Source organism: Flavobacterium ponti (assembly GCF_042652765.1).
GTDB lineage: Bacteria > Bacteroidota > Bacteroidia > Flavobacteriales > Flavobacteriaceae > Flavobacterium > Flavobacterium ponti.
Genome location: NZ_JBHSGW010000001.1, coordinates 261,240 through 283,022 on the forward strand (window position 1 = coordinate 261,240; position 21,783 = coordinate 283,022).

Genomic DNA, 21,783 nt, shown 5'->3' on the forward strand with positions numbered 1-21,783 from the left:
GCTTTTAAAGCTCCCCCTCTTGGGCTCGAACCAAGGACCCTCTGATTAACAGTCAGATGCTCTAACCAACTGAGCTAAGGAGGAAACTATATATCTTAATTTATGAACGTCTATTTTAGAAAGGTTTTATCCTTTTTTGCGAGTGCAAATATAACACACATTTTGTTACTTCCAAACTTTTTTATAAAAAAAATTAAAATAATTTATCGACGATTAATTGGTATATATCTTTACCAAAAGTTAAAGCCATCAAAGTCAATAAGATAATCATTCCAAAGGTTTGAACTCTTTCTGCAGCTTTTACACTTAAAGTTTTTCCTGTAATCATTTCTACTATCGTAAATAAAGCATGTCCACCATCTAATCCAGGAATTGGCAATAAATTTATAAATGCTAAACCAATTGAAAATAATGCTGTAAAATTCCATATGAACTCCCAGTTCCATTCATCAGGTAAAATTCTTGCAATTCCAACAGGACTTTTAACTTGTTTGTAAGCTTCCGTTTTTGGGCTTAAAATCAATTTAAATTGTTTTACGTTGTAAACTAGTAATTGCCAAGCTTCTTTTGCAGCAGCAGGAATAGCTTCACCAATACTTAATTTGTTGTTAACCATATAATCGGTCGTATCAGCTGGTTGATATATGATTCCAATTTCATTTTTTTCATTAGCAATAGTTTTTACAGCTAAAGTTTTTCCGTCTCTTAAAATATCAAGAGTAATTGTATCCTTTTTTTCTTGATCTAAAACTTCTTTAAAACTGAAGTAGTTGTCATAGTTTTTTCCGTTAACACTTTTGATTATATCTCCCTTTTTAAAACCAGCGGAAGCAGCATTTGATTTAGGTACTATTGAATCAATCTTAGCCAATTTTGGCATAGCAAAAGCAAATCCTTTTCCTTCTTTACTAATGATTTCTCCTTTTTGTTCTTCAGTTAAATCTAGCTCTATTTTTTTTCCTTTACGATCTATTTCAATTTTATCACTTAATAAAACATCAATAACCATCCAATTGAATTTTGGTTGTAATTTTCCGTCAACAGCAATAATTTTATCACCATTTTCAAAACCAACACTTTTTCCTACATCACCAAAAGCTAAACCGTTTTCTTGAATTAATTCTGTCGAAACATATTTTTGTCCAACTGTTGAAAACATAATTAAATAAATCATCCAAGCTAAAAGAATGTTTACAATAATTCCTCCTAGCATAATAATTAAACGTTGCCAAGCTGGTTTTGCTCTGAATTCCCATTCTTGTGGTTCGCTATTCATTTGTTCTGTATCCATACTTTCATCAATCATACCTGAAAGTTTTACATAACCACCAATAGGTAACCATCCAATTCCCCATTCTGTTTCTCCAATTTTTTTCTTAACTAAAGAAAATCCTGCATCCATAAAAAGATAGAATTTTTCTACTCTTACTTTAAAAATTTTGGCTGCTATATAATGACCAAACTCATGTAAAATGACTAATACGGATAATATAAATAGAATTTGTGCTACTTGAATCATTGTTGTGCTTTATTTTATAAGCGACAAAAGTAAGGTTTTAACCTTACTTTTGACAATTATTTTTTAAAAGGGTTTATTTTTTTAATAGATTTTTAACTACTATTCCTTCATTAGTATAAATTCTAACTACAAACAGTCCTGTTGACAAATCTTCAATCGAAAATTGAGAGGTTGTTTTTTGCGAAATTAATTGTCCTAAAGTATTATATAATTCTACTTTTTCAACAACAATTCTTTCTGGAACGATTAATTCTACAAAAGATGAAGCTGGGTTGGGAGCGAGAACAATATTTTCTTGTAATTCAAAAGATGAATTAGGTAAAGCTGTTGTATTGTTCTTAGATATAAGATGTTTGTTTGGATCAAATTCAATACCTGTTGCAGTAAAAGGTACATTTACGATAAATTGTTGCCCATTTGTTGTGTTTTCTAATCGTGCATCAAATACTTGACTTCCAGCACCTGTTAAACGAACTTCAATTGGCATTTCAAAATAAGTGACACTAGGGTGAGATTGCGTTTGATTAACAGTGATTTGAATTTGACTTGGATTTATTTGTGTTGCTGAAATTGAATAAGTTGGGTAACCTTGATTGTAAATCCAATCTCCAAAAAATTCGGTTAACGAACTTCCGTATACAGCTTCTAAGTGAGCTTGTAAATTAGGAGTCAAAGCATAGGCATAAGCTAAATTTGTATCATTCAAGTAATTTTGTAACGCTTGAAAAAACATAGTATCTCCCATTTTCCAACGCAACATTTCTAAAACCATGGCTCCTTTGTTATACGATAATCTACTATTAAATATCCTGTTTACATTTTCAGCCTCAGTAGCTGTTAAATATACAGCTCCACCAGGTTGAGAAGTAATGCTATTAATCATATTGTTTTTATCAGCTACAAAAGCAGTATTTCCGTCTAAATTTTCAATGACTAAAGAAGCTAAATATGTAGCAAACCCTTCATTTAACCAAATATCTCTCCATGAACCACAAGTTACTTTGTCTCCAAACCATTGATGTCCTAATTCGTGGGCAATTAAACTTCTACTATACGCTCCACTACTATTTGCTGTCATAAAAGAAACAGTTGTGTGTTCCATTCCACCACCCCAACCAAATTGGCAATGTCCATATTTTTCGTTTCTAAAAGGATAAGGTGTAAAAGTAGCCTCATAGAAATTCATAATTGTTGGAGTAATAGCTACACTGTTAATATTTGCAGTAGCTGTTTCTGGATACATGTAATTTATAATTGGAAAAAAAGGACTACTTGTTGTTCCTAACCCAGCTTGTTGAGTATGCGTTTGATAATTAGTAACAGCAATAGCAATTAAATAAGCAGGAATAGGATATCCATGATGAAAATGAGTTGTTTTACTAACTCCATTTGTTGTTTGACTAACTTCTAATCCGTTAGCTACACTTGTATATTGAGAAGGTGCAGTAATATAAACATCTATTGTATTAACTTTATCGTTCAAATCTTGTTTACAAGGCCACCAATCTCTAGCTCCAAAAGGTTCAGATAACGTCCACATTACAGGTGTTCCATTATGTTGTGTGTTAACAAATGAACCAAAACCACTTGGGTCTGGTGGACCTGCATAAGTAATTACAACAGTTGCACTAGTTCCAGTAGTAATTGCAGTTGGAAAGTTAATTACTAACTCCTTATTTGTATTTTGAGTAAAAGTCAAAGGTTGATTATTTCGAGTAACTGAAGTAACGGTCATTGAATCGCTCATGTCAAATGTTATGGTTGGCATATTTGCTAATGCAGTAAAAGTAGTAGTTACAATTCCGCTAATGTTAGAAACTGCTGGGTCAACAGTAAAACGTAACTCATGATAAGTAATATCATAATTTTGAGTATTTGGATTTACAGTTAGATTTTGCATTTTAGCTGCTGATTTCATTTCGGCTTCAACCATTTTTTCAAATTCAGAATTAACAGTTTGTGCTAAAGATATCGAGCTAATAACCAGAAGTATAGCAAGTAATATTTTTTTCATTTTTTTCATTTTTTTTCCAAAAGTAAAGATTTTTTTCTAAATTTTTTTTTTGCTCAACACATTATTAACAAATGAAAAGAAATTTAACAACTGTTTTATCCTATTTTTAGCATCTAAACATTCTATTTTATACATTTGCACACTTAAATATTTAACTATGTTACAAATACAATTTATTAGAGAAAACAAGGAAGAAGTTATTGCTCGTTTAGCCAAAAGAAACATGGATGCAAAATCTATTGTTGAAGATGTAATTAACTTAGATGAAAACAGAAGATCAACTCAAGTTGCTCTTGATACAATACTTGCAGAATCCAATAAAGTATCCAAAGACATTGGTGAATTAATGCGTAATGGTGAAAAAGCTAAAGCTGAATTGCTAAAAAGTAAAACCACAGAATTCAAAGAGCAAACTAGAGAATTAACTGAAAAGTTGAATGAATTTACCGCTCAACTAGAACAAGAATTATACAAATTACCAAATCTTCCCGCTGATATAGTTCCAAACGGGAAAACAGCAGATGATAATGAAAATATTTTTCAAGAAGGTGATTTTCCAAAATTACATGAAGGAGCTTTACCTCATTGGGAATTAATAAAAAAATACGATATCGTAGATTTTGAATTAGGAACTAAAATTACAGCACCAGGCTTTCCAGTTTATAAAGGAAAAGGAGCTAAATTACAACGTGCTTTAATTTCATATTTCTTAGATAAAAATATTGATGCTGGTTACCAAGAATATCAAGTACCTCATTTAGTAAATGAAGCATCAGCTTATGGAACAGGTCAATTGCCTGATAAGGATGGTCAAATGTACCACGATGCAAAAGATAATTTATACTTAATTCCAACAGCTGAAGTTCCTGTAACAAATATGTTTAGAGATGTAATTCTTCAAGAAAATGAATTGCCAGTTCTTGCAACAGGTTATACTCCTTGTTTTAGAAGAGAAGCTGGTTCTTGGGGAGCACATGTTCGTGGTTTAAATCGTTTGCATCAATTTGATAAAGTTGAAATTGTAAGAATTGAACATCCAGATAATTCTTACGCAGCTTTAGAAGGAATGGTTGAACATGTAAAAGAGATTTTAAAAGAGTTAAAATTACCATTCAGAATTTTGCGTTTATGTGGTGGTGATATGGGATTCACTTCTGCTTTAACGTATGATTTTGAAGTGTATTCAACTGCTCAAGAACGTTGGTTAGAAATTAGTTCTGTTTCTAATTTTGAAACGTTTCAAGCCAATCGTTTAAAACTAAGATTCAAAGATAAAGATGGAAAAAACCAATTAGCTCACACCTTAAACGGAAGTTCATTAGCCTTACCAAGAGTGTTAGCCGGAATTTTAGAAAACTATCAAACACAAGAAGGAATCGTAATTCCAGAAGTATTAAGAAGATACACAGGATTTGATATCATTGACTAATAAACGTTAATCTTTATAAAAACAATGTACTAAATTGGCATAAAAAATGTTACTTTAGTACATTATTTGTTTCTAACTACTTGTATGAAAAAACTTTTTATTCTTTTTTGCTTCTTATTATCAGGTTTGGTTAATGCTCAATCTGAGCAATTGGCCTTTAACTATTTTGATAGAGGTGAATTTGATAAAGCCATTTCATTGTTGGAAGAATTAGTTGTTAAACAACCTGGAAATTATGCCTATTTTCAAAAAATGGTTGCATGTTATCAGCAATTAAAACAATACGATAAAGCTGAAAATGCTATTTCGAATAAATTGAAAACTTCTAAAATGCCTAATCTTTATGTAGAGTTAGGGTATAATTTTCAATTACAAAAGAATGAAACAAAAGCTAGTGAAAACTACAATTTAGCAATTGAACAAGTAGTTTTACAATCTAATTATGCTTATTCTGTTGCAGCTGCTTTTGAACAAAAAACACTTTTAGAATGGGCTGTCAAAGCTTATGAAGTGGGAAAAACGGGAAATCCAAATCTAAATTTTGATTACCAAATTGCCTTATTAAATGGACAAATGGGAAATTTAGAAATAATGGTGAACAAATTATTAGACTACTCATTTAGTAATCAAAACAACACAGCACTTGTTCAAAATCAATTGACTCGATTTATTAGTGAAGATACCGAAGGAAATTTTACCAATTACATAAAAAAAGCACTTTTAATTAGAGTTCAAAAAGATCAAGATATTTATTGGAATGAGTTTTTGAGTTGGTATTTTGTGCAACAAAAAGAGTATGGAAAAGCATTTGCTCAAGAAAAAGCAATCTATAAACGTAATCCTGAAGGGTTTTACAACATTGTGAATCTAGCCAAATTTGCCATGGAAGAAAAAGAAAATGAAACGGCAAAAGAAATTTTCCAATTCATTTTAGAAAACACGCAAGATTACGGATTACAAATTCAAGCACATGATTTTTTAATTTCAATGCAGATTGAAGAAGCTTCTGAAAAAGAATATCCAGCCATTCAACAAACCATTGAAGATTTAGTAAAACAATATGGAATTTCTCCTTACACATTAGATTTACAGCTATTATCTGCAAATTTTGATGCGTTTTATTTGAAGCAATTCTCAAAAGCAAAAGCAACTTTAGAAAATGCCTTAACTTTACGATTAACACCAAGACAAGAAAGCGAAGTTAAAATGGAACTAGCAGATATTTTAGTGTTGGACGAAAAATTCAATCAAGCTATTTTGTATTATGCTCAGATTTCCGAGACATTGAAAAACGATGAAAAGTCACATGAAGCAAGTATGAAAATGGCAACTACAAGTTATTACAAACAAGATTTTGATTGGGCTTTGCAACAAGTAAAAGTGCTAAAACAATCTTCAAGTTTATTAATTGCTAATGATGCTATTGAAATGTTTTTATTAATTAGTGATAATTCAGCGGAAGACAGCACAAGAGTTGCATTAAAAGCTTTTTCAAAAGCAGATTTATTAACTTATCAAAATAAAAATGAGCAAGCCTTACAAGGATTTAAAGACATTCTTGAAAAATACAAAGGTGATGCAATTGAAGAAGTAACTCTTTTTAAAATTGCACAGATTTACGAAAAGAAAAAAGATTATGCCAATGCTTTAGCCTATTACAAAACTATTTTAGATACACATTTAGATGGAATTTATGTAGATGAAGCACTATTTTATTCTGCAGAAATTTATCGTAAATATTTAAATGAAAATGACAAAGCAAAACCACTCTACGAAAAAATGATTTTTGAACATGCTGATAGTATTCATTTTACGGAAGCTAGAAAACAATTCCGTTTACTTCGAGGAGATTCTATATAAATTTAAATACCAAATTCCAAAATGATAATTTATAATGTAACAATAAATATAGACCATTCTGTGCATAACAAATGGTTACAATGGATGCAAAACAAGCACATTTCAGATGTTTTAGCAACAGGTTTATTTAACAATGCAAGATTCGTAAAAGTACTAGTTCAAGAAGATGAAGGAGTCACTTATTCTGTTCAGTTTTTTTCAGATTCAAAAGAAAAACTAAACGATTATTATCAAAATCATGCACCAAGATTAAGACAAGAAGGTTTAGAACTTTTTGGTGATAAAATGCTAGCTTTCAGAACTGAACTTGAAGTTTTGAGTGAACATTTTCATAGCGAAAATTAAAATTTCTAACTTCTGAATTCTAACTTCTAAATTCCACAAATGTCAGTAAAAGCAAAAAAACACTTAGGTCAGCACTTCTTAACAGATGAATCCATCGCACAAAAAATTGCTGATGCTATGACGTATTCTGGCTATTCCAAAACAATTGAAGTTGGACCAGGAATGGGTGTTTTAACCAAATATTTATTAGAAAAACCTACCGAAACTTTCGTTATAGAAATCGATACAGAATCAGTAGAATATCTGCAAACTCATTATCTTAATTTAGCCAATAATATTATTTCTAAAGACTTTTTGAAGTATGATTTAAATGAAGTTTTTAAAGGAGAGCAATTTGCTATCATAGGAAATTTTCCTTACAATATATCTTCGCAAATTGTTTTCAAAGCTTTGGAAATGCGAAATCAAGTACCAGAATTTGCCGGAATGTTTCAAAAGGAAGTAGCTCAACGAATTTGCGAGAAAAAAGGAAGTAAAGTTTACGGAATTCTTTCTGTTTTAACACAAGCTTTCTATGAAGCAGAATATTTATTTACAGTTCCACCAGATGTTTTTAATCCACCACCAAAAGTAGATTCAGGAGTTTTGCGTTTAACGCGAAAAGAAAATTATACCTTACCATGTGATGAAAAATTATTTTTTCAAGTAGTAAAAACGGCTTTTAATCAAAGACGTAAAACATTAAGAAATAGTTTAAAATCCTATGCTTTTTCGGATAGTTTAAAAGAAGATGTTATCTTTGACCTTCGACCGGAACAACTTACGGTTGATCAATTTATATACATTACTCAAAAAATAGCAGCCGATGGAGTTTAAAATCAGCAAAGAATTTATTGCTCAAATAGAGCAACTTATTAGTGAAAATAAAGAAAAAGAATTACATGATTTGCTTCTTGATATTCACTTTGCTGATATTGCCGAAATTATGGACGAGCTTGATAGTCATGAAGCTAGTTATATTTTCAACGCATTAGATTCTGAAAAAACGGCAGAAATTCTTTTGGAATTAGATGAGGATGTTCGTGAAAAAATTCTTCGAAACCTTTCTCCAAAAGAAATTGCAGAAGAATTAGATGAATTAAGTACGGATGATGCTGCCGATATTATTGCCGAGCTTTCTCAAGAAAAGAAAGAACAAGTAATTTCGGAATTAGAAGATGTTGAACATGCCAAAGACATTGTTGATTTATTGCGTTATGACGAAGATTCTGCTGGTGGTTTGATGGCAAAAGAGTTAGTAAAAGTCAATGAAAATTGGAACGTGCTAACTTGTGTAAAAGAAATGCGAGCTCAAGCGGAAAACGTAACTCGTGTTCATTCTATTTATGTAGTTGATGATGAAAACCGATTAAAAGGAAGATTGTCCTTAAAAGATTTATTAACTACTTCTACAAAAACTCCAATTAGTGAAGTTTATATTCCAAAAGTAGACTATGTAAAAGTAGACACAGAAAATGTTGAGGTTGCCAGAATTATGCAAAAATATGACTTGGAAGCCATTCCTGTTGTAGATGAATTGGGTAGATTGGTTGGACGAATTACTATTGATGATATTATCGATGTAATCAAAGAAGAAGCAGACAAAGATTACCAATTAGCAGCTGGTATTTCGCAAGATGTTGAAGCAGATGATAGTATTTTAGAATTGACTAAAGCACGATTGCCTTGGTTGGTTTTAGCGCTTTTTGGAGGATTTATTTCTGTACATGTTTTAGGATTATATGAACCAGCAATGGAAATTCATCCAGAATTATTCTTTTTCACACCACTAATTGCAGCAATGGCAGGAAATGTCGGTGTTCAATCTTCAGCAATTATTGTGCAAGGTTTGGCAAATAATGCTTTGTCAGGTTCTCTTTTTAATCGATTGTTAAAAGAATTATCATTAAGTTTATTGAACGGTCTTATTTTGGCAATCTTATTAATAGCAGGTAGTTATTTTCTACTTAATATTGATGTGAAAACTGGAATTACAGTTTCTTTAGCCTTACTTTCTGTTATTATTATGGCTTCATTAATTGGTACTTTTATTCCAATTATTTTAGATAAATATGGAGTTGATCCAGCATTAGCAACTGGTCCGTTTATCACAACCAGTAATGATATAATGGGAATTATTATCTTCTTCTCAATTGCTAAAGCTATTCTGGGGTTTTAATCACAATTTTCAGGAATCACAATTTCTTTTTCAATTGGTGTGATTTTTTCCAAAACCCATTTATCAGTAACTTCATTTTCCCAATTAGTATAAAATTTTATTTTAATAATCCCATTAGGAATAATTTTCATATCTGTTTTCCATTCTTCATATACAGTTTGAAAATCAAAAAAAGGTAAAAAAGAACTACTGTTTTTATCTACTATATAATGAAACTGATGAATTTTTTCCCTTTTTTGATATTTTAAACTTTTATTAGATTTAATGACATAATGATAATGAGAAATACCATCAATAATTGTGTCTTTTAAGTTTTCAAAATAATAGTCTTCTACTTTATCCTTAAAAGGATATTCTCCAGATTTTAAAAGAGCTTCACATGTAACAGAAATGGATTTTGTTTTAATAAATTCACTTTCATTTATCTCAGAAATAACTCTAGGCTGCTCATTTCCATTCATATCTCCAAAATGAAAACCAATGTTCAAGCTGTCTTTTTTATAAATAAGAATATAGTAGTTATTTGCTATAGAATTAACAAAATAAGTTGGATTTGAAAGCAACTTGGTTGAATCAATTTTATGTTTATATTCTAATTTATAATCAAATTTGTATGTTTTTTGAGCATAAAATGCTTGACTTAAAAGCAGTAGTAAGAATAGTTTTTTCATTTTTTAAAAGTAAAGAAAAATAATATTTCTATAAAAGTTTTAGAAAAAAATTATCTTTATCTTTTAAAACATATCTATGTCACCAAACAATATAAAAATCCTTCACATTGATTCAAATAATCCTTTATTGTGGAATCAACTAGAAGAATTAGGTTTTCAAAACGAAACTGATTTTACTTCAACAAAAGAAGAAATCGAAACTAAAATTCAAAATTATCACGGAATTGTAATTCGAAGTCGTTTTAATATTGATAAGACTTTTTTAGATAAAGCTACGAATCTCCAATTTATTGCTAGAGTTGGAGCTGGTTTAGAAAGCATCGATTGTGAGTATGCAACTTCTAAAAACATTCATTTAATTGCTGCTCCTGAAGGAAATAGAAATGCTGTAGGAGAACATGCTTTGGGTATGTTACTTTCTCTTTTCAATAACTTAAATAAAGCCAATGCTGAAGTCAAAAATGGACAATGGAATAGAGAAGCTAATCGAGGTCATGAATTAGATGGAAAAACCGTTGGTATTATTGGATATGGGAACATGGGAAAAGCTTTTGCTAAGAAATTAAAAGGTTTTGATGTAGAAGTTTTATTCTACGATATTCAAGAAAATGTAGCAGATGCAAATGCAAAACAAGTCAGTTTACAAGAACTGCAAGAAAAAGCAGATGTATTAAGTTTACACATTCCTTGGACACCAGAAACAGATAAAATGGTAAATGCCGAATTTATTAATTCTTTTCAAAAATCATTCTGGTTAATCAATACAGCTCGCGGAAAAAGTGTGGTAACTTCTGATTTAGTGGAAGCTTTAAAATCTAAAAAAGTTCTTGGAGCTGGTTTAGATGTTTTGGAATACGAAAAATTGTCCTTTGAAAATTTGTTTGATGAGGAAAGTAAAAATGAAAGTTTTGACTATTTGCGTGAAGCGGAAAATGTTTTGTTAACACCACATATTGCTGGTTGGACTTTTGAAAGTCACGAAAAATTAGCTCAAACTATCGTGGATAAAATCAAGGCAATTTACTTTAAGGAAGAGATTTCTAAAGTAGAAGAAAAAAGAGTTACCGGAATTGGTGGTTTCTTTTTTAAAACTAAAAATCCTAAAGAATTAAAGGATTGGTACAAAAATCATTTGGGTTTAAATACGGATGATTATGGTTGTACTTTTTGGTGGAATGATGAAAAAGGCAATAAATGTTCCACACAATGGAGTCCATTTAAAAACAATACCAATTACTTTGAACCCTCACAAAAACAATTCATGCAGAACTTTAGAGTTAATGATTTAGAAAACCTTTTAAAAAAATTAGCACAAGAAGGTGTAACAATTATAGATGAAATGCAGACTTATGAGTATGGAAAGTTTGCTTGGATAATTGACCCAGAAAACAATAAAATTGAACTTTGGGAGCCAATTGATTCAGCTTTTCTATAAAAACTAATCATCAATCACTAAAAATCAACCGAAATGGAAGTAATCAACTCTTTTAACAACAAACCCAATATTCCTTATTTTAAAGTGGATCCAATAGTAGTTCTGCTTTTAGGATTTTTCACTTGTGGTTTATATTTAATTTATTGGAATCTAAAAATTTCAGAAGTTATTAATGCAGCAAATGAACGTGAAGTAATTTCACCTGTTGTAGCAATTTTAACCAGTTTTTGTGGTTTAAGTTTCTTTTTTTATTGGTTAGTAGGAAGAGATGGTTTGCCAAAAATTTATGAACTAACCAATCAACCTCAAAAAGATGATTCGGTATTATTGTTAGTTTTAGGATTCTTTTTTCCAATGATAACTGCAATGATTGTTCAATCAGAAATCAATAAATTATACTAATCAAAAACTTTATTAGAAATAGAATTTATGGAATTATTGGTGCTCTTATAGTACTGATAATTCCTTTTTTTTTAGGACTTCAAAACCATAATCATTCACTTGATAAGGAACAATCGCTTTGTCCACTTAAAATGCTTACTGGTTTTCCTTGTCCTTCTTGTGGAATTACAAAATCAATAGTTTATTTGTATGAAGGAGATATTTTAACAAGCTTGAGCTATCATTTACTTGGACCAATAGTAGTTTTCTTTGCACTTTTTATAATTGTACTTTTTTCAATAGAAATAAGAACAAAACAAACTTATTTTAGAGAATGGTTTTTAAACAGAAAATTTGCTTATGCTTTGGGTGCTTTTTTAATAGTTTATCATACGATTAGATTAGTGTTTTTTATAAAAGAAAACAGTTGGGATTCTATTGTTGAGCAATCTATTTGGTCTTAAATTATTTAATCATTAATTCAGAATTTACAGTCCATAGTCCAAAATATGGGTTTTTTGAATCCTTTCTTTTTAACAAAATTAAAAAAGGCTTATCAAAAATTAATTGTTTTGGTTTAGGTTTTTCTTCTATGATTTCTTCAGCAGCTTCAACTGCAACTTCTACTTCACTTTCAATTTCAGCTCCGCTTTCATCTAATATAAAAGCAGTTCTTTGTATGATTGATTCAATTGTATATTGACTATCAAATCCATTATAGATGTTTCCTTCTAATTTTGGAAAATTAGTTTTAATATTAAAATTGATTTTAGGAATGATTAACTTATCTTCTTCTCTGAATTGAAATTTCCAATAAAGTTTAACGTTCTGCTTTTGAATGTTAGCTAAATCGGTTAAATTATCAATCTCTTGAATCATTTCAAAAAAAGAAGCGAATTTTTCTTCTTTTTTAAACAAAATTATTTCATGATTTTCATCTTTTGGGAGTAATTTTATTATGAAATTTTCATCATTTTTATAATAAATAATTTTTACAGAATTTATCATTTCAAATTCATCATAACCACTTAAACCAAACGACTTAACAGGTGTTTTATCAAATGTTAATTTTTTTTCATAACTATTCAATTTAAATTCAAACGGTAATGACTTTTTAAAAAACACATTTGCTTTTATTGTTTAGTCTTCAATTTCGATAGAAGATTCATATTCATCTCTATTTAAAACATCAATGTAAGTTTTTGAATTATTTAAGAGTATTAAATCACTATAGTTTTTATTAATTTTCGTGGGTTTTCCCGTTTCTTGTAAAATTTCATTCCAAGCAAAAGTAAGAGTTGCACAATAAACCGCGTTTTTATTATTTGAGAGATGATTTTCTAAAGTTGGTAAAAATTCAGTTTTTGGAAATTCGGATAAGTCTTTAACTTCATCAAAAATCCTTCCTTCTTTTTTACAAGAAAGTATAGAAAAGTAAAATAACAAGGTTATAATTATAATTTTACCATTCATATCAATCACTTAAAATTCTTCTCCTTTTTCTCTAATTCAGCTTGAAATTCTTCCATAACTGGTTTTACAGTGCTTTCAGGTAAATCAGCAATTCGGATATACATTAAACCATCAACAGCATTGTTGAATAATGGATCTACATTAAAAGCTACTACACGAGCATTTTGTTTGATATATTTCTTAATTAAAACAGGCAAACGAAGATTTCCTGGTTCAACTTCATCAATTATTTTATCAAATTTATTCAAATCAGATTCGGTTTCATTAAAAACAAAATCTTTATCAGCATCTTTAAGTTTAACTTTATATTCTTTTTTAGGATGAATATATTGCGCTACATAAGGATCATAATAATGTGATTTCATAAATTCAATCATTAACGATTTAGAAAAATCAGTAAATTGATTGCTAATACTTACACCACCAATTAAATATTTATGTTCTGGATAACGAAGCGTTGTGTGAACAATTCCTTTCCATAACAAGAATAAAGGCATTGGTTTTAGTTGGTATTCTTTTGTAATGAAAGCTCTACCCATTTCGATAGAACTATGCATCATGTCAAATAATTCAGGTTCAAATCGAAATAATTCTTGCAAATAAAAACCATCAATCCCATATTTTGGATAAATATGAGAACCTAATCCCATTCGATAAGCTCCTGCAATTAATTGAGTTTCACTGTCCCACAAAAACATATGATGATAGTATTTATCATATCTATCTAAGTCAATTGATTCATTTGTACCTTCTCCAACTTCTCTAAATGTAATTTCACGGAGACGACCTAGTTCATGTAAAATATTTGGAATCTTATCAGCAGTGATAAAAAACACTTCATAATTTTTACTTTGTAACAAACGGCAATCATTTTCCTGACAATAAGCTATTTCTTCTAGAATTTGCTCATGATTAGCAGGTAAAACAATTTGTTTTGGAGGTTTTGGTGTTGAAAGATTTAAATTAGGAGCTTTTAAAAACGAACTTTCTTTTTCAAATGAATTAGAAAGCATATAAGTTTTTCTTCTTAGAAATTCTCCAAAAGATTGAGTAGTTTCAAATTCGTTTTGTTCATTAACCGAAATAGGTTTCCCAATACGAACTTTAATTATCCTGTTTTTTTGCGTTAATACTTCACTAGGTAATTTGGCTGTTCTAAATGTTCCGCTAAGTTTTGATAGTATATAAAAAAATGTACTGTTTTTAGCATGAAAATAAATAGGAACAACAGGTACTTTTGCTTTTTTAATCAATTTTAAAGCACCTTCCTCCCATGGTTTATCAACAATCAAAGTGCCATCTCTATATGTAGAAACTTCTCCAGCAGGAAAAATCCCTAATGGCTTCCCTTCACTTAAATGACGTAAAGTTTCTTTTAAACCAACTACACTAGATTTAACATCCTTATGATTTTCAAAAGGATTAACTGGCATAATGTAGGGTTTCATTGGTTCAATTCTATGTAATAAAAAGTTGGCTACGATTTTAAAATCAGGCTCTCTTTCTAACATAAGTTTCAACAACAAAATACCATCAATTCCACCTAAAGGATGATTAGATATAGTAATATAAGAGCCGTCTTTTGGAATACGTTTTAAATCTTCTTCAGGGATTTCAAATTTAATTTCCAAATCATCTAATAAACCATCTAGGAAATTAATTCCACTTAGATGTTTGTTTCGACTATATATTTTATTGAGAGTAGATATTTTGGTTAACTTCATTAGCAACCATCCTAAAAAAGTCCCAACAAAACCATATTTGTCTAAGTTAATAGCTTTCGCTACTTCTTTGGCAGAAACTAATCCCATTTATTTTGTTTGTTTTTTGTGCAAGAAACAAAGATAAACAAAACAAATTAAATCAAAACCTTTAAAAAAAGTAGATATCAACAAATAAGAAACGCTTCAAAATTGCTAATAACGATGTTAATAAATATATAAAGGAGTTTACTATTCCATTAGCTTTTTACTACTTTTGAAAGAAATAAAATAAAAGCATGAAAATAATCTCTTATAATGTAAACGGCATTAGAGCAGCTATTAATAAAGGATTTATAGACTGGTTGCAACAAGCAAATCCAGATGTGATATGTCTGCAAGAAATTAAAGCCAACGAAGATCAAATTCCAACAGAAGAAATAACTAAAGCAGGTTATCCTTATCAATATTATTTTTCAGCTCAGAAGAAAGGATATAGTGGTGTAGCCATTTTAAGCAAAACAAAACCCAAACATGTTGAATATGGTTCAGGAATAGAACATATGGATTTTGAAGGAAGAATTCTTCGTGCTGATTTTGATGATGTTTCTGTCATGAGTTTGTATTTACCTTCAGGAACAAATATTGATAGATTAGATCATAAATTTATGTTTATGGATGATTTTCAAAATTATATTGACCAATTAAAAGTTACTTTTCCATATTTAGTTATTTGTGGAGATTATAATATTTGCCATGAAGCTATTGATATTCATGACCCTATTAGAAATAAAACTGTTTCAGGATTTTTGCCAGAAGAAAGAGCTTGGTTAGACAAATTCATGAAATCAGGATTTATTGACTCATTCCGACATTTTAACAAAGAACCTCATAATTATTCTTGGTGGAGTTACAGAGCAGGAGCAAGAGGTAACAACAAAGGTTGGAGAATTGATTATTGTTTGGTAAATGAATCCATGCAAAATAGATTGACAAGAGCTTTAATTTTACCAGAAGCAAAACATTCTGATCATTGTCCCGTTCTAGTAGAAATAGATTAAATTTTTCAAGTTCAAATTTTAAAATAAATAACAAAAATGATAAAAAAACTTGCCCTAAGTTTAGTAGTTGTTAGTTTAACAACTTCTTGTGTTTCTAAAAAAATCTACAATGATTTAGAAAACAAATTTGCCGATTTGAAAAAAGAACGCAATAATTTATATGATGAAAATACAGCCTTAACAAAAGACAAAAATGCTCTCGACATTCAGGTTAAAGATTTGCAATCTCAGTTAGACAAAACAAAAAACGAAAGAGATAAATTAGCTACAGATTATGCAGCTACAAAGAAAAACTATGACAATTTAAAAGCTTCTTATGATGCTTTAGAAAAAGATAGTAACCAAGCTTTAGCAGCCAATATCAATAAAAATAGAGAACTATTAGCAGAATTAGATGCCAAACAAAAAGTTTTAAATGCTGAGCAAGACAGATTGAATAAATTAAAATCTGATTTAGAAGCCAGTTCAAAACGTTTAAACGAATTAGAAGAAATGATTGCAGCTAAAGATGCTGGAATGAAAAAACTAAAAGACAATTTGTCTAAAGCTTTGAATGCTTTTGAAGGAAAAGGATTGACAGTGGAACAAAGAAACGGAAAAGTATATGTTTCTATGGAAAACAAATTGTTATTCGAATCAGGAAGTTGGACAGTTGGAGCTGAAGGTAAAAAAGCTGTTGTAGCTTTAGGAAAAGTACTAAGTGAAAATCCTGAAATTTCTGTTTTAATTGAAGGACATACAGATAATGATAAATTCTCTGGAAGTATTGGTTCTGTGGAAAACAACTGGGATTTATCTACAAAAAGAGCCACAGCAATCGTAAATATTTTAGCAGAAAATAAAACAATCGACAAAAAGAATTTAACAGCAGCTGGTCGTGGAGAATTTGCTCCAATGGCTTCAAATGATACTGCAGAAGGAAAAGCAAAAAACAGAAGAATTGAAATTATATTAACACCAAAATTAGATGAGATTTCTAAGATGTTAGAGGATTTGAATGATTAAAAGTTCAGTTATAGAAAAAATAAAAACATCAATTTTTGACAAATGTGATTTTGAGGTTTCTGAACTTCTTTTAGACAAAGAATGTAAAGAATATGATGGCTGTGCTTTTAAGTTAAATGATAAAAATATTATTTTTAGAAGTGCTAAAATCACACCAAAAAAAGTTGGACAATTTGTAACTTTCTGGAAAAGAAATAAAGAAGGAATAACCGAATCTTTTTCTGAAACGGATACATTCGATTATTATGTTATCAATGTTCAAACAGAGCATAAAGTTGGACAATTTATATTTCCAAAGTCAGTTTTGATTGAAAAGGGAATTATTTCAACTTCAAAAAAAGAGGGCAAAAGAGGTTTTAGAGTTTATCCAATTTGGGACAAAACAATGAGCAAACAAGCTATCTCAACTCAAAAATGGCAATTGAATTATTTTTTTGAAATGAATGACAACTTAGATTTCAATTTTGTAAAAAAATTATATTCAAATTAAATAAGAAAACCTGTTTGTAGCAATACAAGTAGGTTTTCTTTTTATAAAACTTAGTTACTTTGTATCTTAGCAACTTTGAAACTTATTAAAATGAAATACACTACACTTCCAAATACGAATATAAAAATCAGTAAAATTTGTCTGGGCACAATGACTTTTGGTAATCAAAATACTGAAGCAGAAGCTCATTCACAATTAGATTATGCTGTTGAAAGAGGCATCAATTTTATAGATACAGCCGAAATGTATCCAATTGGTGGAAATGCTCAAATTTTTGGAAGTACAGAAAGATATATTGGAACATGGATCAATAAAATTGGTCAAGCAGAAAGAGAAAAATTGGTTATAGCGACCAAAATAGCTGGACCAAATCGGGGCATGGAATATATTCGTCAACCGTTAGATTTTTCTAAAAAGAATATTATTGATGCTGTTGAATTAAGTTTAAAAAATCTACAAACGGATTATATAGATTTGTATCAAATGCATTGGCCTGAACGTGTTATGAATATGTTTGGACAACGAGGTATTCAAAAAATTGATGAAAATTGGCAATATTCTATTTTAGATATTCTTCATGTTTTTGATGGTTTGATTAAAGATGGAAAGATAAAACACATTGGAGTTTCAAATGAAAATCCTTATGGTGTGATGCGTTATTTGATGGAAAGTGAAAAACACAATTTACCAAAAATTGCAACCATTCAAAACCCATATTCTTTATTAAATCGATTGTATGAAGTGGGACTTTCAGAAATTTGTATGCGAGAAAATGTGGGATTATTAGCTTACTCACCTTTAGCTTTTGGATTTTTAACTGGAAAATATTTAGAAGGTTATCCAGAAAAATCGAGAATGAAAGTTTTTCCACAGTTTACAAGATATACCAATGGAAATTGCTTTAAAGCCACAAAATTATACAAAGATTTAGCTGAAGCTAATAAAATGACTTCAAGCGAAATGGCTTTGGCTTATGTAAATCAGCAACAATTGGTTACATCAACAATTATCGGAGCAACTTCATTAGAACAATTAAAAGCTAATATTGATGCTTTTGATATTGTTTTATCTAAAGATGTTTTATCTGAAATTGAAAAGATTCAGGAATTGATTCCAAATCCTGCTCCTTAAGATTAATGTTCAGTTTTTTTAGCAGTTTTCTATTCCTTCACTAATTTAGAAGTAAAATCATTTCCATCAGTTGTCGATACATTAACAATATAAATTCCATTGGAAAGTGAACTTACATCAATTGTATTAGAAGCACTTTGAGAAACTTCTTTAGAAATAAGCAATTTTCCAGAAACATCAAAAATCTGAATTTGTTTAGCAATTCTGCTAGTAGAACTTAAAAGTGTAAAACTATTTTTCACTGGATTTGGATACAAACTAAAACCAGCCTTTTCAAAACTAGTAGTTGAAGCAGTTGAGGTGTCAATTATTTTGAAAATGGTATTTGAATTGGTTATATACAATTCACCATTCATATCTTCTCCGAATGAAGTGAAGTTATTGTTTCCAGAAAAGTAAGGTGTGTAAGTTATTGCTCCAGTTGTAGTATTTGTATAACCAATTCGGTTTTCGCAATAATCAGCAAAGAAATATTTATTTAAAAAATTTGGATAGGCTGTTCCAGTATACTCATAACCACCAGTTATAGAACATCCTTGTGAATGTGTGTATTGTGTAAGTGGCATTGTCATAGTCCCAATAGGAGCACAACCAGAAGTATTATAGGCAACATTTCCTTCATAACATCTCCAACCAAAATTTAACCCAGCTGTTAAAGGATTTGATACTTTATTAATTTCTTCAATATTATTTTGACCTACATCTGCAATCCATAAATCACCGTTTAATCTGTTGAACGAAAATTTCCATGGATTTCTTAGTCCAATAGCCCAAATTTCATCATTACCAGCAATCCCAACATAAGGATTTGAAGCTGGAGAAGTATAAAATGGAGCAATGGTTGTATTTACATCAACTCGAAGCATTTTACCTAAATTGGTATTAATATTTTGTGCTCTGTTTTCAGGATCACCACCACTTCCACCATCACCCATTCCTATGTATAAATAACCATCTGAACCAAATCTTAAACTTCCTCCATTATGATTAGAATAAGGTTGTGATATAGTCATTAATATTGTACCTGAAGTATTTGCAATATCAGGATTTGATGAGTTTACAGAATATCGGGCAATTACAGTATTTCCTGAGGTATTAGTATAATTCACAAAAAAATAACCATTGGTTGTATAATCAGGGTGAAAAGCTAAACCTAATAATCCTCTTTCACCACCAGAAGCAACTAAACTTGTTAGATTTAGAAAAGGAGTTGAATTTATTGTTCCATTTGCATTTAAAACACGAATTAAACCACCTTGTTGCACAACAAAAAGTCTGCTATCACCAGCATGAGTAATCTCAACAGCTCCAGAAAAACCTGTTGCAAAAGATTGAATAGCTATGGTTTGAGAAAAGACAACAGAAGAAGCAAAAGCTACAATTAATAATAATAAATTTTTCATAGTTTCTCTTTTCTTGTAAATATAAAGAAAAAACTATAAAAAAACGACTGAATGTTCTAATTTTCAGTCGTTTAAAATTTTTAGTTTAAAAATTATAAGTTATCTATAATTTTATCTTTAGGATATCTAACTTTGTAACTGATCCTGATTTTCTTGGTTTCATTTGGTGCGAGTTTAAGTTCCCAAGTCATTACACCAGTTTCTTCATTGACTTTTGCTTTATCTTTTTCCAAAACTTCTATGGTAATTTCTTTATCAGTACTAATAGGATATTGATCTTTTAAAAGCATTTCTATAGCTTCTTTTTTGTTATTTCTAACCGTAATATCATAAGTAAACGTTTGTTCTTTATAGGATGATAAGAATTTTGTGCCCGATTTATCCGTCACTTTTTCACGTTTGATCGAAATCTTTTTGTCTCTTCCCATAGACAAACTCAACGTATCTGCTGTTTGATTTGGATTAATAAATGTTTTTCCAACATACATGCCTTCAAAAATGATATTGGCTTCTCCAGGCAATAAATTGAATTTAGAATAATCATTAATTTGAGCCAATAAGAAAGCTTCTTTTTCTACTCTTGGAACAGCGTAATATCTATAAGAAGCTGGTAGTTTTATTTCTTTCAGAGCAACACTATGTGCTTTTCCATTCGATAAAATATCATAAGGAATGTCTATGTCAAAAGATACGTTTAGTTGGTTTTCATTTACAGTTGTGTAATTTGAAATGGTTGAGTCTTCCATTTCATCAGCTTGAACTTTTAATCCAGAAACTTTTCCTTGTATTCTATTCATTGTTGCATTTTGATTTGAATAACCATAAGCAACCATTGGATTTCCATATCTCAAAAACCAGGCTTGTAAAATTGGCGCTTCATTATTCTGATTTGGATTTCCACTTGATAAAGTCAGTTTTACTTTTTTCCAGTCAATTCCTGTGTTTTGAATTACTTTTGCTTTGTACATCATGTTGATAGGTTCTTTGATGTTTTCAGCACGTAAATCATAAAATGGTTGCCAAGAAGCGATGTTGGTCATATACTTGATGTCTAAATTCACATTTCCAGCCACTTCATTCATTACTTGAAGAATTAATTTTCCTCTTGAAGTTTTTTCTTCATTTTTGGTATTGATTTCCAATTTTGAATTGAGTTTAGCCAATTTCTCATTCAACTTATTTTCTTTTTCTTGAAAAACTGTTATTGCGTTATTCAATTCAGTTCGTTTTGCTTTGTAATAATCGACTAATTTCATCAATTCTGTAACACTTAAACCTGAATTTTGTCCAGCAACTTGTTGGTTTTTGTCCAATAATTCTATAGTTTTTGAATGAGAAATTTTTTCAATCTGAACTTTTTCAATTTCTTTTTTTACCAAAGTAATACTATCTCTTACTTTTTTGATAGTTGGATTGCTTTCGTCAATTTCATATTCAGAAATATAATTTTGAGTAAACTGAACCGAAAGTACAGTCAGCGAACTTGGAGCTCCAATTTGAACCGTATTTTCATTCAAATAATCCGCTACATTTTTGATCACAATTTCACTGGTTCCTTTTGGAAGAGTTAATGAAGTCGATTGCGAAAGTTCAGCACCATTGGTATAAACGGTTGCTGCATTTACTTTTGCTGATGTAAAGATTGGTTTTTGAGCCAATGCAATTACTGAAGTAAAAAGCGTTAGAATTAAGAGTATTTTTTTCATTT

General features: G+C 29.9%; 19 protein-coding genes, 1 tRNA gene and 1 pseudogene. 12 read left to right on the forward strand and 9 right to left on the reverse strand.

Going from position 1 to position 21,783, the window contains the following annotated elements; translation table 11 throughout:
* Positions 1-10: 10 nt before the first annotated feature.
* From ACFO3U_RS01105 to ACFO3U_RS01115, 3 genes are all read right to left on the reverse strand, one after another.
* Positions 11-84: transfer RNA gene (locus tag ACFO3U_RS01105), tRNA-Asn, on the reverse strand.
* 109 nt (positions 85-193) lie between these two features.
* Complete coding sequence (gene rseP / locus ACFO3U_RS01110; RefSeq protein ID WP_379737604.1) at positions 194-1,519, reverse strand: RIP metalloprotease RseP; 1,326 nt, start codon at positions 1,517-1,519, stop codon at positions 194-196.
* A 73-nt stretch (positions 1,520-1,592) separates the two neighbouring features.
* The gene (locus ACFO3U_RS01115) at positions 1,593-3,533 is read right to left on the reverse strand and encodes a M1 family metallopeptidase (RefSeq protein ID WP_379737606.1); all 1,941 of its coding nucleotides are present in this window, start codon (positions 3,531-3,533) and stop codon (positions 1,593-1,595) included.
* A gap of 157 nt (positions 3,534-3,690) precedes the next feature.
* On the opposite strand from ACFO3U_RS01115, the gene serS reads away from it, so the two are divergent.
* The 5 genes from serS (at position 3,691) to mgtE (ending at position 9,325) form a co-directional block, all read left to right on the forward strand.
* Positions 3,691-4,962 carry a serine--tRNA ligase gene (serS, locus tag ACFO3U_RS01120; protein ID WP_379737607.1) on the forward strand — a complete coding sequence of 424 codons (1,272 nt, stop codon included), beginning with the start codon at positions 3,691-3,693 and terminating at the stop codon, positions 4,960-4,962.
* A gap of 84 nt (positions 4,963-5,046) precedes the next feature.
* Positions 5,047-6,822, forward strand: a complete 1,776-nt coding sequence (locus ACFO3U_RS01125) for a tetratricopeptide repeat protein (RefSeq protein WP_379737608.1) — start codon at positions 5,047-5,049, stop codon at positions 6,820-6,822.
* A 21-nt stretch (positions 6,823-6,843) separates the two neighbouring features.
* Positions 6,844-7,167 (forward strand): DUF4286 family protein, encoded by a 324-nt coding sequence (locus ACFO3U_RS01130; RefSeq protein WP_338375931.1) that lies wholly within the window; start codon positions 6,844-6,846, stop codon positions 7,165-7,167.
* A gap of 39 nt (positions 7,168-7,206) precedes the next feature.
* Positions 7,207-7,983 carry a 16S rRNA (adenine(1518)-N(6)/adenine(1519)-N(6))-dimethyltransferase RsmA gene (gene rsmA / locus ACFO3U_RS01135; RefSeq protein WP_379737609.1) on the forward strand — a complete coding sequence of 259 codons (777 nt, stop codon included), beginning with the start codon at positions 7,207-7,209 and terminating at the stop codon, positions 7,981-7,983.
* Entirely contained in the window at positions 7,973-9,325 is a 1,353-nt protein-coding gene (gene mgtE, locus ACFO3U_RS01140; protein WP_379737610.1) for a magnesium transporter, read from the forward strand. The genes rsmA and mgtE overlap by 11 nt, the downstream gene beginning before the upstream one ends.
* Here the strand turns inward: mgtE and ACFO3U_RS01145 are convergent.
* Entirely contained in the window at positions 9,322-9,996 is a 675-nt protein-coding gene (locus ACFO3U_RS01145) for a hypothetical protein (RefSeq protein ID WP_379737612.1), read from the reverse strand. The two genes, mgtE and ACFO3U_RS01145, sit on opposite strands and share 4 nt — an antisense overlap.
* Positions 9,997-10,072: 76 nt before the next feature.
* Between ACFO3U_RS01145 and ACFO3U_RS01150 the strand changes: the two are divergent.
* From ACFO3U_RS01150 to ACFO3U_RS01160, 3 genes and pseudogenes are all read left to right on the forward strand, one after another.
* Positions 10,073-11,020, forward strand: a pseudogene (locus ACFO3U_RS01150) (2-hydroxyacid dehydrogenase); the annotation flags it as partial.
* A 444-nt stretch (positions 11,021-11,464) separates the two neighbouring features.
* Positions 11,465-11,833: a DUF4234 domain-containing protein gene (locus ACFO3U_RS01155; RefSeq protein ID WP_379737614.1), complete on the forward strand. Its 369-nt coding sequence runs from the start codon at positions 11,465-11,467 to the stop codon at positions 11,831-11,833.
* 131 nt (positions 11,834-11,964) lie between these two features.
* Complete coding sequence (locus ACFO3U_RS01160) at positions 11,965-12,276, forward strand: DUF2752 domain-containing protein (protein ID WP_379737616.1); 312 nt, start codon at positions 11,965-11,967, stop codon at positions 12,274-12,276.
* Between the two features lies 1 nt (position 12,277).
* Here ACFO3U_RS01160 and ACFO3U_RS01165 read toward each other — a convergent pair whose 3' ends face one another.
* From ACFO3U_RS01165 to ACFO3U_RS01175, 3 genes are read right to left on the reverse strand one after another with little or no spacing between them, the layout of a single operon-like run.
* The gene (locus ACFO3U_RS01165) at positions 12,278-12,901 is read right to left on the reverse strand and encodes a serpin family protein (RefSeq protein WP_379737618.1); all 624 of its coding nucleotides are present in this window, start codon (positions 12,899-12,901) and stop codon (positions 12,278-12,280) included.
* Positions 12,902-12,952: 51 nt separating this feature from the next.
* The gene (locus ACFO3U_RS01170; RefSeq protein ID WP_379737620.1) at positions 12,953-13,285 is read right to left on the reverse strand and encodes a hypothetical protein; all 333 of its coding nucleotides are present in this window, start codon (positions 13,283-13,285) and stop codon (positions 12,953-12,955) included.
* 5 nt (positions 13,286-13,290) lie between these two features.
* Positions 13,291-15,096, reverse strand: coding sequence for a GNAT family N-acyltransferase (locus ACFO3U_RS01175; RefSeq protein WP_379737622.1), 1,806 nt, complete (start codon positions 15,094-15,096; stop codon positions 13,291-13,293).
* Positions 15,097-15,284: 188 nt separating this feature from the next.
* Between ACFO3U_RS01175 and ACFO3U_RS01180 the strand changes: the two genes are divergently transcribed.
* The 4 genes from ACFO3U_RS01180 (at position 15,285) to ACFO3U_RS01195 (ending at position 18,672) form a co-directional block, all read left to right on the forward strand.
* A complete protein-coding gene (locus ACFO3U_RS01180) occupies positions 15,285-16,046 on the forward strand; it encodes an exodeoxyribonuclease III (RefSeq protein ID WP_379737624.1) in 762 nt (253 codons plus the stop codon).
* Between the two features lie 36 nt (positions 16,047-16,082).
* Positions 16,083-17,051 (forward strand): OmpA family protein, encoded by a 969-nt coding sequence (locus ACFO3U_RS01185; RefSeq protein ID WP_379737625.1) that lies wholly within the window; start codon positions 16,083-16,085, stop codon positions 17,049-17,051.
* On the forward strand, positions 17,044-17,541 hold the full coding sequence (locus tag ACFO3U_RS01190; RefSeq protein WP_379737627.1) for a MepB family protein: 498 nt from the start codon (positions 17,044-17,046) through the stop codon (positions 17,539-17,541). The genes ACFO3U_RS01185 and ACFO3U_RS01190 overlap by 8 nt, the downstream gene beginning before the upstream one ends.
* 90 nt (positions 17,542-17,631) lie before the next feature.
* A complete protein-coding gene (locus ACFO3U_RS01195; RefSeq protein ID WP_379737629.1) occupies positions 17,632-18,672 on the forward strand; it encodes an aldo/keto reductase in 1,041 nt (346 codons plus the stop codon).
* 29 nt (positions 18,673-18,701) lie between these two features.
* Here ACFO3U_RS01195 and ACFO3U_RS01200 read toward each other — a convergent pair whose 3' ends face one another.
* Together ACFO3U_RS01200 and ACFO3U_RS01205 are read right to left on the reverse strand one after the other, a co-directional pair.
* Complete coding sequence (locus ACFO3U_RS01200) at positions 18,702-20,075, reverse strand: PQQ-dependent sugar dehydrogenase (protein ID WP_379737631.1); 1,374 nt, start codon at positions 20,073-20,075, stop codon at positions 18,702-18,704.
* 92 nt (positions 20,076-20,167) lie between these two features.
* The gene (locus tag ACFO3U_RS01205; protein WP_379737633.1) at positions 20,168-21,781 is read right to left on the reverse strand and encodes a DUF4139 domain-containing protein; all 1,614 of its coding nucleotides are present in this window, start codon (positions 21,779-21,781) and stop codon (positions 20,168-20,170) included.
* Between the last annotated feature and the right edge of the window lie 2 nt (positions 21,782-21,783).

Coding starts and splice junctions, on each gene's coding strand:
- ACFO3U_RS01185 (WP_379737625.1), top strand. CDS start 16,083: ATGATAAAAAAACTTGCCCTAAGTTTAGTAGTTGTTAGTTTAACAACT.
- ACFO3U_RS01155 (WP_379737614.1), top strand. CDS start 11,465: ATGGAAGTAATCAACTCTTTTAACAACAAACCCAATATTCCTTATTTT.
- ACFO3U_RS01170 (WP_379737620.1), bottom strand. CDS start 13,285: ATGAATGGTAAAATTATAATTATAACCTTGTTATTTTACTTTTCTATA.
- ACFO3U_RS01195 (WP_379737629.1), top strand. CDS start 17,632: ATGAAATACACTACACTTCCAAATACGAATATAAAAATCAGTAAAATT.
- ACFO3U_RS01205 (WP_379737633.1), bottom strand. CDS start 21,781: ATGAAAAAAATACTCTTAATTCTAACGCTTTTTACTTCAGTAATTGCA.
- rsmA (WP_379737609.1), top strand. CDS start 7,207: ATGTCAGTAAAAGCAAAAAAACACTTAGGTCAGCACTTCTTAACAGAT.
- ACFO3U_RS01115 (WP_379737606.1), bottom strand. CDS start 3,533: ATGAAAAAAATATTACTTGCTATACTTCTGGTTATTAGCTCGATATCT.
- serS (WP_379737607.1), top strand. CDS start 3,691: ATGTTACAAATACAATTTATTAGAGAAAACAAGGAAGAAGTTATTGCT.
- rseP (WP_379737604.1), bottom strand. CDS start 1,519: ATGATTCAAGTAGCACAAATTCTATTTATATTATCCGTATTAGTCATT.
- ACFO3U_RS01160 (WP_379737616.1), top strand. CDS start 11,965: ATGCTTACTGGTTTTCCTTGTCCTTCTTGTGGAATTACAAAATCAATA.
- ACFO3U_RS01125 (WP_379737608.1), top strand. CDS start 5,047: ATGAAAAAACTTTTTATTCTTTTTTGCTTCTTATTATCAGGTTTGGTT.
- ACFO3U_RS01145 (WP_379737612.1), bottom strand. CDS start 9,996: ATGAAAAAACTATTCTTACTACTGCTTTTAAGTCAAGCATTTTATGCT.
- mgtE (WP_379737610.1), top strand. CDS start 7,973: ATGGAGTTTAAAATCAGCAAAGAATTTATTGCTCAAATAGAGCAACTT.
- ACFO3U_RS01175 (WP_379737622.1), bottom strand. CDS start 15,096: ATGGGATTAGTTTCTGCCAAAGAAGTAGCGAAAGCTATTAACTTAGAC.
- ACFO3U_RS01130 (WP_338375931.1), top strand. CDS start 6,844: ATGATAATTTATAATGTAACAATAAATATAGACCATTCTGTGCATAAC.
- ACFO3U_RS01180 (WP_379737624.1), top strand. CDS start 15,285: ATGAAAATAATCTCTTATAATGTAAACGGCATTAGAGCAGCTATTAAT.
- ACFO3U_RS01200 (WP_379737631.1), bottom strand. CDS start 20,075: ATGAAAAATTTATTATTATTAATTGTAGCTTTTGCTTCTTCTGTTGTC.
- ACFO3U_RS01190 (WP_379737627.1), top strand. CDS start 17,044: ATGATTAAAAGTTCAGTTATAGAAAAAATAAAAACATCAATTTTTGAC.